This window comes from Neptunomonas antarctica, assembly GCF_001305295.1.
Taxonomy (GTDB): Bacteria; Pseudomonadota; Gammaproteobacteria; order Pseudomonadales; family Balneatricaceae; genus Neptunomonas; species Neptunomonas antarctica.
Window position 1 is genome coordinate 30,439 of record NZ_LJSI01000047.1, and the last position, 12,174, is coordinate 42,612.

The following is a 12,174-nucleotide window of genomic DNA, read 5'->3' on the forward strand; positions in this document are numbered from 1 at the left end:
AGGAGTTTAGTCTAAATGTTGAAAGATGCAGGCGGCAATTAAAGTGTTTTTAATACGCCTTCAGCTATTTTAGCCTGATTAAAGATGCCTTTATCCAAAACCCAGCCAGTTACCAGTGCGGCGGGCGTCACATCAAACGCGGGATTAAACACCGGGGTATCGTTCGGGCTCCAGCACACATCGCCAAAGCTACCACTTACACCCCGTACTTCGGCGGCGGCACGTTCTTCAATCGGAATGCCTGCACCGGTCATACAGTCGATATCTACCGTGGTATTGGGCGCAACCACATAGAAAGGTACCTTGTGATAGTGTGCATTAACCGCCAGCGAATACGTGCCTACCTTATTGGCAAAATCACCATTCACGGCAATTCTGTCGGCACCGACCAAAACGCAATCGACTTTACCATCGCGCATCAGCAGTGCGGCCATGTTATCGCAGATCAGCGTATGCGGTATGCCGAGCTGTTTCATCTCCCACGCCGTTAGGCGTCCACCTTGTAACAGCGGACGGGTCTCATCCACATAAACATGAATACCTTTGCCTTGTTGGTGGGCAGCATTAATGACCCCAATCGCTGTACCCACGCCAACCGTTGCTAAGCTACCGGTATTGCAGTGGGTCAGAATATTCGCGTTAGGCTTGATGAGATCAGCACCGAGTGTGGCAATGGCGTTGCATAACACGACATCCTCATGGAATAGACGTTCTGCTTCAGCAGGCAGGGCAGCAGGTCCAGAGGCGTTAAGCACGCCCAGCATGCTGTCCAGATTGTTCATCAGGTTAACGGCAGTAGGGCGCGCCGCACGCAAAATTTCAGCCGCGCTTTGCAACGTAACCGTCGCAACACCCTGCGCGGCTAAGTGACCGAGTAATAAACTTGCGCCAATACCGATTAACGGCGCACCACGAATCTGTAATTTCCTGATCATCGCGACCATGGCGTCAACCGACTCGCACGCCAGCCAGTTTTCAACGAGGGGGAGCTGGTGTTGATCAAGCACGTAGAGCTTATTATTCTGGTATTTGATACTGGTCGCGTGAAGGTCGTGCATTACACCATCTCTGATACTAATGAATAATGTAGCGGATTATAACGCACTTATTATCTGCGTACTGTCGGTTTACGCCTTAAATAAAGAGGAAAACTACAGAGCTGGCTGTGAGAAGCCCCATTAGAATATTGAAACGTCGATAAGCCACTGCTGTCGATAAATAGCGCCCAATTGCCATGCCAAAGCTCGCCCATAGACTAATTGTTGGTAGGTTAACAATGCCAAAGATAAGTGCGACATAAAGGGCAGATTGAAAGTATGCATCACCCGCAAGTGTGAATGTCGTCATTGCGCTAATAGACATAATCCAGGCTTTTGGATTTACAAACTGGAAGGCTACTGCCTGCACAAAGCTAAAAGGTACATTGCCTGATGCGTTGCTTTTGCCCGGCCCATTTGCGGAGCCTATCTTCCATGCCAGATAAAACAGGTAGCAAGCACCCACCCATCGTAGCCAGTTATGTAATTCAGGGTATTCAGCAAAAATAACACCAAACCCTAGAGCTACTGACATATTAAGAAAAAACAAACCGCTGCCAATGCCCAGCATATGTGGAATAGTGCGTTTAAACCCGAAATTTGCTCCTGATGCTGTCAGCATCAGGTTATTTGGCCCGGGCGTTACCGATGTCGTAAAGGCAAAGGTAATTAAAGACAGTGCATTGGCTAACATTAATTCAATAATCATGATTGTGGTTCCAGTAACAGATGTATACGCCGGTTGCGTCTGCCTTTGTTTTCTATCTTGCTGATTGTTGCTATGCCTATTTCTTTGATATTGGCGACATGAGTGCCGCCACAAGGCTGAAGGTCCACTCCATCAATCTTTACCATACGTACGGAGCCTGTTCCCCTCGGAGGTTGCACTGATAATGTCCGGACTAATTCAGGTTGTTGTGTCAACTCGGCATCGCTTATGGCCAATGTAGTGACGCTTGCGGCCGTTTGGATGAGCAAATTAAGTTGCTGTGTGAGTAGTTCTTTATCAAGCTTTGCTTCGCCTAAGTCAAAATCAAGACGGCTTTTTTCTAACCCGACAGAGCCACCTGTAACACCTTTAGGAATAAGAGAGCAAAGTAAGTGCAGGCATGAATGCATCCGCATTAATTGGTATCGGCGTGGCCAATCGATCTCCATTAGTATGCTATCACCTACATAAAGCTGCTGAGTATCACCTTTGATGCAATGTAGGATGCTGTTAGGCGTCTCTCCTTTAATGGTGTCGATTACCTCTAACCTAGCGGATGATGTGGTTATCCAGCCTTGGTCACCGGGCTGGCCACCCCCTTGGGGGTAAAAGAGTGTTTGATCAAGTTCAAGATGATTTTCCGTGATCGCAGTGACTACAGCGGTCGCTTGAGTTTGATAGCTATCGAGATTGAACAGTGCTGTAGTCATAAGTAATCCTTGAAATATTTAATTGTATGGGTACAATTATTATATGTTGTTGTAAAAAGTTACTTTTGTGATGCTTTTACATCATATATTTCATATTTTTAGAGTCAATTGGTTTATTGTTACCATGACAATTTGGATTCCCGATTTAACTGAACATTCAGGTCCGCGTTATAAAGCGTTAGCAGCGGCTATTGCTTCAGGTATTAATGATGGTGAGTTAATCGCTCAGCAAAAATTACCACCGCAACGCCAGCTAGCGGATGCGCTAGGTGTGACCTTAGGCACAGTAACGCGCGGGTATGCTGAAGCGGAGCGGCGTGGCCTGGTGTCGGCTCGTGTCGGCAGTGGTACCTATGTGAAAGAGAAGGGTGCAAACGTACGGGATGAGTTTTTAATCCCTGATCCACGTGTGGGTTTTATCGATTTGACGGTGAGCTTGCCGGTAAGGTTAGGCCAGCAGGAATTATTGGCTGAAACACTTGGGCAGTTGCAACATGATCCGGACACGCTTGCACATATGCTGGAATACCACCCAGATGGTGGGTTTGCGCATCATCGCGATGTGATCGCCAAGTGGATAAGCTACGGAAACTTTAAGCCACACCCCGATAGTATTACCTTATGCAATGGGGGTCAGCATGCGATCCAGTTAGCGCTAATAGCAGCGTGCCGCCCTGGTGATACTATCCTTGCAGAAGGGCTGGCTTACCCGGGATTAAAATCAATTGCCAGGCAGCTTAGCCTAAAAGTTATTCCAATACCCATGGATGAAGAGGGTATCGTATTAGACTCTATTGCTGATCTATGTCGCCAATATAACCCTCGTTTGATCTACTGCACGCCGACTCAACATAATCCGACCAATGTGCAAATGACATTGCAGCGAAGGCAGCGACTGATAACTGTGGCCGATGACTACCAGCTGCTGATTATCGAAGATGACGTCTCAGCATCGTTAGTGCAAAATCGACCGGAGTCTTTAGCCTCCATGGCACCTGAACGCGTTTTTTATATCAGCAGTTGCTCAAAAGGCCTGGCGGGTGGCTTACGGGTCGGGTTTCTTGTCTCACCGCAGGCTTATCGAGATAGGGCGGCTTCGGCATTGCGCGCCAGTTGTTGGATGGCACCGCCGCTAATGGTTGAGATAGCCTGTCGTTGGATTCAGCAAGGCGCGGCTACCCGGTTATTAACGAAGCAACGCGAAGCGTTACAAGCGCGTTTTGAATTGGCGAGTGATATATTCGAGGCATTGAATTTTTCGGCCAGAGCCGACAGTTTTTTTGTCTGGTTAGTGTTGCCAGAACATTGGCGAGCCAGTGCTTTTGTAAAAGCAGCCGAGGAGCGAAAAGTTCTGATTACTGCAGCAGAAAGCTTTGCAGTGGGTAATTACCCAGCACCCCAGGCAGTTAGAATCTGTATCAGTGCAGCGAAAGACTTAGCTTCTTTGGAAGAGAGCTTAAGGATTCTTCAGCAGTTAGCCGTTTCTGAAGTGGATGAAAAAATTGAAACATTTTAAGAGATGAGACTAAGTTGAATTATCTGGCGCATCTGTTTTTGGCACAACCTACGGTAGAGTCGCGTGTGGGTAATCTTTTAGGTGACTTTGCAAAAGGTGTTGTGGTCGCACAGTTACCTGAGCCCGTTAAAAATGGATTGTTAAATCATCGTGCCGTAGACCAGTTTACTGACCAGCATAGTGTCGTTAAGCAGCTTAAACTTTTAATCGGGTCAGAGCGAAAACGCTTTGCGGGCATTATGTTGGATGTCGTGTTTGACCACTACCTGATAAAACATTGGCACCGCTTCAGTAATACCCGCTTTGACTCCAGTTGCGATGGCTATTATCAATCGCTGGATGAAGGGCAGTTGCTTATGCCACAGCCGATGCAGCGTGTTACCCAACGCGTGATTCAACAGCAATGGTTTGATTCCTACCAAACGCTCGAAGGTATAGGTTATGCGTTGGATCGTATCGCAGACAGAATACGTTTTGATCATACTTTTTATGGATCGCTTGAGGAGCTGATAAGGCACCAAGACGAAATCGAAAGCGGTTTTTTAGCGTTTTTCCCCGAGCTACAACAGCATGTAGAAGAACGCAGATTAGAACAATAATGGATATAAACAGATGACGCTCAAACTTACCGTTGTAGATCAGACCCCCGTACAACTTGGCACCGCAGGGCCGGAACAGGCACCACGTTTAACTTCCGAGTTAGCACAGGCGTGCGATCAATGGGGCTACCATCGCTATTGGTTAGCAGAACATCACAATAGCAACAGCTTTGCCGGGCCGTGTCCGGAAGTACTGATCAGCCACATCGCCAGCATTACCAAAAACATCCGTGTAGGCAGTGGTGGCGTCATGTTAGCTAACCATAATCCTTATAAAGTAGCCGAGCAGTTCCGCATGCTCGAAACCCTGTTTCCCGGCAGAATCGATCTGGGTATTGGGCGCGCACCCGGCGGTGATGGCATCGCCAGCCAGGCACTGGCTTATCCTTACCAGCCAACACACGGCGAGCGTTATGCAGAACAAACACAACTGTTAACCGGATTTTTACGGGATGGCTTCCCAGAAAATCATGCATTCCATGATTTACAAGTCATGCCTAGCGATGAGCCATGCCCTGAACTCTGGATGCTCGGCACCAGCGGTGGCAGTGCCGCCTTTGCAGGTCAGATGGGTTTTAGTATGTCATTAGGCTTATTCATCAGCCCGGACGACCAAACCATCGCGATTATGGACGAGTACAAACGCGCCTATCAACAATCCGGCCATAGTGGATCACCCCATACAATGATCACTATTGCCGCTTTATGTGCACCCACAAGAGAAGAAGCACTCTATCTGGCTGCATCGCAAGCCTATTGGAAAGTCATGGCGTTTCGTCATGGTGTTCGCCATCCGTGGATAAGCCCGGAAGACTCACTGGATAAAGTAAAACAGCTCTCCATCTCGGATCAAAGCTATTACCACAGCCTGCTCGACTCCATCACATTAGGCTCCCCGCAAGAATGTGCTGATCAGCTTGAGCAAATCTCAGAATACTGGCAAACCGATGAGATAGGTTTAGTCACAGTGACACACGATTTTGAATCGAGAAAACGTAGTTTTGAGCTATTAGCAAAAACATTAGTGGCTTAATTCATCGAGTGGGCAGAAAGTACTCGCTATTGTCTGGTTAGAAAGAGATAAGTAAAACAGATATCTTGTAGCTGCGTATAAACGAACATGCGCAGTATACAAAAGGTAAGCGTTAGATAATTAGCCGTAGATAGATTGGCTGACATAACGGAGTACAAGCGCAATGACGGACAAATACCAAGATATCGCGGCTGAGCGCCAAGCCGAGTGTTGTGAGCGAGCAGCCTTTTTCGATAGCGAACTGCGGTTCTTTTCCAAGACTAATTGGATCACGTTGCTTGTACCCTCTTTGCTTGGGGTCGTCGCTGGATCCTCCTTATTCGCAGAATCCGGGTCGAGTTGGCTATACGTCGATGCGACGACCTGGATAGGCATAGGCACACTTTTGGCCGCTATATTAACCGCCATACACAAAGGTCTTGACTGTGACGCGCACCAGGCTGAGTGCCGAAGACTCGTCCAAGTATACCGTGGTTTAGAAGTTCGTTATCGGACGCTGGCTCAAATCGAAACGCCCAGTATTATTGATCAACTACTTGCCTTAGAATCTGAGCTTGGAGAACTCCGCCAAAGCCAAACGGCAACTATCAACCCGCAATGAAGGTGAGCTTGGTAAAGGGATCAGCAGTGGTTCAGATCCCTTCAATGCTTCAAACGAACCAACGGTACACCGGTGTATATATTTAAAAACTCTTATCTTCAGGGGTTGATTCAAATGGATGTGTACAAAATAAAAAACCAGATCCTTGGCATGTTTTTTTAGTCGATTGGTACGGGCCTTGTTCAGTGGACCCCTTTCCCCCTTTACAAGAAAGAAAGTGGCGACAACCTATTGATCTTTAAGGTAAGCGATTTATGTTTATCAACAAGGGAATGAATAACAATAAGAGCATGGAGGCTTCGTTTGTCTATCAGCGCTACTCTCATGAGCACTTCAAGAAAACACATGTCCCTTAATGGGGCGTTGGTAATATATCTAAACGAGATTATGTAAATGATTGATCGTAAACATCATAAAATTGTATTTTCATTTTTTATGTCATTGCTAATGTCAGGCATCATGTCACTGGTTATAAGTATTTTTAATGTTGGCTTGGTCAGCAATATTATTCATATTTGGTTACAGGCGTGGGCTTTTGCTTTCAGTGTCGCATTTCCAACAATACTGCTGGTTTCTCCATTAGTTCATAAACTTGTAAGCTTAGTCCTAAAGGAATAAAGCAAAACAGCTATCCATATCTGAGCAGTTGACCTCTTTCCCCTTAACAAGGAGGAAAGGGCGATAACCTATTGATCTTTACAAAATAGGTTATGCTCACAAGCAAGGGAATGAATAACAACAAGAGCATGGCGGCTTCGTTTGTCTATCAACACCACTACCATAAACTCTTCAAGTTATTGATTTATAGAACTATGTACAGCGATCCTTATTGCTTTCCTCCTTGTTAAGGCATACTACACCCGAAGTAGCGGTTGAAATCAAAACCTACATTGATACAACAGGTAACTTATCTAAGGAAGAGCAGGATTTACTTGAAAATTTAGATCATCGTGACATTCAAATATTACTCAGCTTGCACAACTGACAAATGAGATATGAGTGTTTCTGGTGTATGAGGAAAATAGAGAGGGTGGCGTATCCTGTTGATTGATCTCGCCAGATCACAATCAACAGAAGAAAGATACGCCATGAGCAAGCTTACCCTGACAACCCCGAATCAATCAGCGAATGCCCCCACTGATCCGCTCACCGAGCGACTAAGATCCGGTGCCCGGCAACTGATCGCACAGGCGGTAGAGCACGCATTAAAAGAAACAATTTAACCTTCGGTTCCTGGCTGTGCAACACTACTGCGCAGAAACGGTAACAGGTTCCCTCCGAGTTTCGGTTGTGAGTAAAGACTTGGTCATAGATATACACATCAGCACCATCACTATGGAGAATGGCAAAGCACCGATGATCATTGCTTTCTGAATCGCACCCATACCGCCAGCCAACAGCAGCGATCCAACCACCAGAGTCAGAATCCCCCCCCAGATAATACGATGTTTCGGTTGTGGGTTACTGTTGCCCCCTGCCATGATGGTGTTCAGTACCAGTACACCGGAGTCAGCCGAGGTTACCAGATAGGTCACGATCAGAATGATGGAAGCCACTTTGACAATACTGCCCAACATTCCTGAATTAAGCAGATCGATAGTGACGAACAGCACTGACGCGATATTTTCGTTTACTGCTTGAATGATAGCGCCATTAGCCACACCGCTCAGCTCCAGATCTAATCCGGTACCGCCCAAGAATGCCATCCATGCAAAACAGGCCAGTGTCGGTACCAGAACACAACCAATTACAAACTCGCGAATCGTCCTGCCTCGTGAAATACGTGCCAAAAATAGACCCACGAATGGGGCAAAAGCAATCCACCAAGCCCAGTAAAGGATGGTCCAGCTAGTCTGCCAGGCGCCGATATCAGAACTGCTATCCCAAACCGAAAATGTCAGGGGAATCAAATTGAGAGTGTAATCCACAAGACTGGAGCCAAATAACTCAAAACCATATAACGTTGAGCCAAACAGGATAAAAAATCCTAGCAGCACAACTGAAAGAATAACATTGACCTGACTTAGCCATTTAACCCCCCGGGCCACCCCGGTTAAAGCTGAGATTGTTGATAACAGCATGACCACCAACAGGGTTAGAATAAGAGCAGTAGCTGTTGGCGTACCATTTTCGTTGATCAAAGCACCTGTGCCTGTAATAAACTCCACACCGTTAACCAGCTGAGTCACGCCAGCCCCCATGGTGGTTGCCACACCTAGTGTTGTTGCAACCACAGCAATGATGTCAACCAAGTGACCCGCTGCCCCGTTAAGTTTGTCGCCGAAAAGCGGTTGTAAAGTTGAGCGAATCGTTAACGGTAACCCCTTGCGGTAAGCAAAATATGCCATCGCCAAACCGGCAGTCACATATACCGCCCAAGCATGCAATCCCCAGTGCAGTAATGTGTAACGCATTGCACTGGGTACCGCCGCTGCATTGGCTCCCTCAGCACCGCTCTGTATCAGTGCCGGATTAGTCTGAAAATGGTATAGGGGCTCGCCAATGGAATAGAACATCAAGCCTATCCCCATACCGGCACTGAACATCATCGAAAACCATGAGAAATATGAGAATTCAGGTTTTTCATTATCCAGCCCTAATCGCAGTTTTCCGAAAGGACTGATACAGCAACCCAGACAAAATATCAGGAACAATGCGACAGAATAGATATAGTAAGAGTTGAACGTTGCCAGCAGCATGGTATTAATTTCACCCAGAGCGGCAACTGCTTTGTCCGGAAATGAGACTGTGTAAATAACTAAAAGCGCTATTACAATTTTACTTATTAAAGTAACCGTGGGATTCAATCCCGAATAAAAGCCAGACTTTGAAAGTCCTATTTTGATCCTTTCAGAAGTATTCATAGTGTGCCCTATTTTATTATTGGTAAGCTCATCCAGAAGCAGGAAGCGCTCCTGATGAGTTCTACCTACTTTGAGTTGATATAAAAGTCAGTTATCTTCTCTCTACCGCAATACTGATTCAGTTTTGTTATGGCTTACTGCCGACCGGAGGCCGGCTGTCACCTAGCGGAGTAAATCTTCTTCAAACGGGAACTGTGAAATAATCTCAATACCGCTCTCGGTGACTAAAATTTGCTCTTCAAGCTTCACTCCTTCGTGTCCGCCTTGTTCACCTATGTAGCTTTCTACACAAAGCGTCATACCCGGCAGGATTTCTCCGTCATAACCGGCATCCGAGTAATCTGCATGGTGATACAAGTATGGATATTCGCCTGTCATCCCAACCCCATGGGAAGACAGGTAATAACGGTTGGTATGGTACTTTTCAGGAATATTCCAGGCCTTATCGGAATACTCCTTAAAGGTCATACCCGGCCGGATAATATCGAGGTTGTGCTGCACTTGTTCGTAAGCAACCTTATATAAAGTGCGCTGTTGTTCGGACGGCGTGCCGGGGCCTGAATGAAAGGTGCGGGAAAAATCGGAGTAATAACCATGACATCCCACTACATCAGTATCTAAAGCGATCAGTTCATTCTCGCCAATCACTTTGCTGGCCGTTTCCTGAAACCAGGGATTAGTTCGGGCACCAGAGTTAAGCAAACGGGTCTCACAGTAATCGCCGTTTTCGGCAATCACTGACTGATGCAAGACCGACCACAATTCATTCTCTGTAATCCCGGGCTGAATAGCCTTCCTGAGGCGACCTACCGCCCGTTCGGTCATGCGCAGTGAGGCTATAACACACTTCAACTCTTCCCTCGACTTGATACTGCGAGCCATCTCTAATGATTCCTGAGCATCACAAATATCGAGTCCCATTTTTGACATAGCGATTGCAGTGCCGGCATTCATTCGCTCCAGACCTACTCTGGCACCGGTACCCACCAGCTCAACAATTGTGGCGCTCATCTCTCTGGCCCACTGCACTTCCCGTTGCTTAATATCGGGACCTGCAGCAACAAAACTCGCGGTCAGGGATGGACGTACTTCGTCGATGGTTTCAAAACCCTGACCGAGGTGTTCGCATCCTGTAAATTCAAATAATATATTTTTGTGGGGGGTAACCAGCAGGTAGCGTGAGGGGGTGTTGCGGGCACAGAAAACCTGCATGTTACGCGCACCACAGGTATAACGAATATTGACCGGATCAGAAATGATCAGTGCATTGATATTGCGTTTTTCCATTTCTGCCCGGACCCGACCAAGCCGGTACAACCGTACCGCTTTAAGATTGATCCCCAGGCTTTCCGGTGCCTGATCCAAGAGTGTAAGACCCGCCAAATCTGCGCGTTCAGCGTGCCAATCCAGTGTTGTCATAATATTACCCTTATCTTTTTTATTGAGGTAGGACGGTAAAAGGCGCTCATAAATAACCTGCTCTCATATACTCGGTCGTTATATGGGTGCTATGGTTTACCAATATTACTGCCAATATCCCTCTAATATCGTTGGCGCCCAGTATATGGCGGGACTTTTTTACCGTACATCCGTTGAATTTTCATCATTATAGATAACTTGAAGTTATGAAGAGTTTAAGACATCGCTTACCAACGCTGACTAGCCTCATGGCATTTGAAGCCGCTGGCCGCACCCTGAATTTCACCCAAGCAGCCCAAGAATTACATGTATCTCAGGCGGCGATCAGCAAACAGATCAAGTATCTGGAGGCGTATCTCTGCTTTAAACTGTTTGAACGCCACGGTCGCAGGGTCAGCCTATCTTTGCGGGGCGAACAACTGCACCATAAAGTCAGTGCGTCATTTAACTATCTGGCGGATGCTGTGGACGAGCAGCGGGCATCTGATACCACAACCTCCGTCACGGTTTCGGCAAACACCGCTATGTCCCATTACTGGCTGAGTAATGCGATCAATGAGTTTCACCGGGCCCACAGCACCCGTGCAATCCATATCCGGGTGATTACTTCTGATAACACCAGAGACCTGTTCAGCGAAGAGGTCAATATCGCCATTGCCTACGATCCGGGAGCACGTATTAACTGGACGATGAACCCCCTGTTTGCCGAGGAGATGTTTCCTATTGCCAGCGCGGATTATCTGCATAAGCATCCTTTCACCGGCGATACCCCAGCAGAACTGATGGACCACAAACTTCTGGATTTCGAACGTATAGAACCGAACTGGATTAACTGGAAAATCTGGTTTGATGCTCTGTCTGTCGATACTGATAAGTTAAAGATAAGCAGTGGGTTTAATAACTACATCATGCTGATTGATGCCGCCAAAAGGGGCCAGGGAGTGACCCTAGGAACCCGATACCTGATTGACAGTAAACTACAGGAAGGTCAGCTGATTCGACTGTCTGATTTCAGTGTATTATCAGGCCGCAGTTATTGGTTGGCGCTGAATGAAGCCAAACCGATAACCAAAGATACCCTGTTATTCTTTGAGTGGCTGAAAAGCTATCAACCTTTGAAAGGTACTGACACGTTAACGTCAATACCTCAATAGAAATGTAATTGATCTGTTTCGCGCTTCCTTCGCCCAAACACTCTTAAGAAATTCATTAGTCGCCCGAAGCCATTGAGTTTTCTGGTCTTCAGTATTAGTTCCCTTGGTGATATAGATGACTAAGTCGAAAGCTGTCGACTTGGTAATCTGCACTGATTCTACATAGACTGACTCAGACCCGAGTGCATATTTATCCGAGTTATATCCGGCCGTTTATCCTCCAAGGCGCTATCGGTGTTCATTTTTTTTCTCAAGCAGGATGATGAAGCCTGCTTTCCGAGCCTGTTGAAACCAGTGGCCAAACTGGGTTAGTTACCGATCGCTTATTAAGCACATCTTCCCAGACCTCGGTACCCCCTTGTGGGGTATAAGAACATGAACTGTTCCTCGGCTCTGGCTTTCTGCTTCTCCCTAGCTCCTGCATCATTTACGATGGCCGTTAGATAACATGGCTTCGTCGTCTTGTACCTAAGGGGCATAAATGCCAACTCGCCTCCAGCCTACGCCTCATATGATGTTTTTGTTCATCAGC

The 12,174-nt window shown here is 46.8% G+C and carries 12 protein-coding genes; 7 read left to right on the forward strand and 5 right to left on the reverse strand.

Annotated elements, in window-relative coordinates; translation table 11 throughout:
* Window positions 1-38: 38 nt before the first annotated feature.
* The 3 genes from mtnA to Nant_RS12325 all read right to left on the reverse strand — a co-directional run bounded on the left by mtnA (window position 39) and on the right by Nant_RS12325 (window position 2,456).
* On the reverse strand, window positions 39-1,058 hold the full coding sequence (gene mtnA, locus Nant_RS12315; protein ID WP_054341963.1) for an S-methyl-5-thioribose-1-phosphate isomerase: 1,020 nt from the start codon (window positions 1,056-1,058) through the stop codon (window positions 39-41).
* A gap of 76 nt (window positions 1,059-1,134) precedes the next feature.
* The gene (locus Nant_RS12320; RefSeq protein ID WP_054341964.1) at window positions 1,135-1,746 is read right to left on the reverse strand and encodes a LysE family translocator; all 612 of its coding nucleotides are present in this window, start codon (window positions 1,744-1,746) and stop codon (window positions 1,135-1,137) included.
* Complete coding sequence (locus Nant_RS12325; protein WP_054341965.1) at window positions 1,743-2,456, reverse strand: alanyl-tRNA editing protein; 714 nt, start codon at window positions 2,454-2,456, stop codon at window positions 1,743-1,745. The genes Nant_RS12320 and Nant_RS12325 overlap by 4 nt, the downstream gene beginning before the upstream one ends.
* A gap of 124 nt (window positions 2,457-2,580) precedes the next feature.
* Between Nant_RS12325 and Nant_RS12330 the strand changes: the two genes are divergently transcribed.
* From Nant_RS12330 to Nant_RS21830, 6 genes are all read left to right on the forward strand, one after another.
* A complete protein-coding gene (locus Nant_RS12330; protein WP_076496119.1) occupies window positions 2,581-3,972 on the forward strand; it encodes an aminotransferase-like domain-containing protein in 1,392 nt (463 codons plus the stop codon).
* A gap of 14 nt (window positions 3,973-3,986) precedes the next feature.
* A complete protein-coding gene (locus Nant_RS12335; RefSeq protein ID WP_054341967.1) occupies window positions 3,987-4,571 on the forward strand; it encodes an acyl carrier protein phosphodiesterase in 585 nt (194 codons plus the stop codon).
* A 13-nt stretch (window positions 4,572-4,584) separates the two neighbouring features.
* Window positions 4,585-5,604, forward strand: a complete 1,020-nt coding sequence (locus Nant_RS12340) for an LLM class flavin-dependent oxidoreductase (protein ID WP_054341968.1) — start codon at window positions 4,585-4,587, stop codon at window positions 5,602-5,604.
* Between the two features lie 163 nt (window positions 5,605-5,767).
* Window positions 5,768-6,205 carry a hypothetical protein gene (locus Nant_RS12345; protein WP_054341969.1) on the forward strand — a complete coding sequence of 146 codons (438 nt, stop codon included), beginning with the start codon at window positions 5,768-5,770 and terminating at the stop codon, window positions 6,203-6,205.
* A gap of 393 nt (window positions 6,206-6,598) precedes the next feature.
* Window positions 6,599-6,823 (forward strand): DUF2798 domain-containing protein, encoded by a 225-nt coding sequence (locus Nant_RS12350; RefSeq protein WP_054341970.1) that lies wholly within the window; start codon window positions 6,599-6,601, stop codon window positions 6,821-6,823.
* Between the two features lie 470 nt (window positions 6,824-7,293).
* Window positions 7,294-7,428 carry a hypothetical protein gene (locus tag Nant_RS21830; RefSeq protein WP_274378333.1) on the forward strand — a complete coding sequence of 45 codons (135 nt, stop codon included), beginning with the start codon at window positions 7,294-7,296 and terminating at the stop codon, window positions 7,426-7,428.
* A 24-nt stretch (window positions 7,429-7,452) separates the two neighbouring features.
* On the opposite strand, the gene Nant_RS12355 is transcribed toward Nant_RS21830, so the two are convergent.
* Together Nant_RS12355 and Nant_RS12360 are read right to left on the reverse strand one after the other, a co-directional pair.
* The gene (locus Nant_RS12355) at window positions 7,453-9,069 is read right to left on the reverse strand and encodes a BCCT family transporter (protein WP_054341971.1); all 1,617 of its coding nucleotides are present in this window, start codon (window positions 9,067-9,069) and stop codon (window positions 7,453-7,455) included.
* A 162-nt stretch (window positions 9,070-9,231) separates the two neighbouring features.
* Window positions 9,232-10,488, reverse strand: a complete 1,257-nt coding sequence (locus Nant_RS12360) for a M24 family metallopeptidase (RefSeq protein ID WP_054341972.1) — start codon at window positions 10,486-10,488, stop codon at window positions 9,232-9,234.
* A gap of 206 nt (window positions 10,489-10,694) precedes the next feature.
* On the opposite strand from Nant_RS12360, the gene Nant_RS12365 reads away from it, so the two are divergent.
* Window positions 10,695-11,642: a LysR substrate-binding domain-containing protein gene (locus Nant_RS12365; protein ID WP_054341973.1), complete on the forward strand. Its 948-nt coding sequence runs from the start codon at window positions 10,695-10,697 to the stop codon at window positions 11,640-11,642.
* Window positions 11,643-12,174 lie beyond the last annotated feature (532 nt).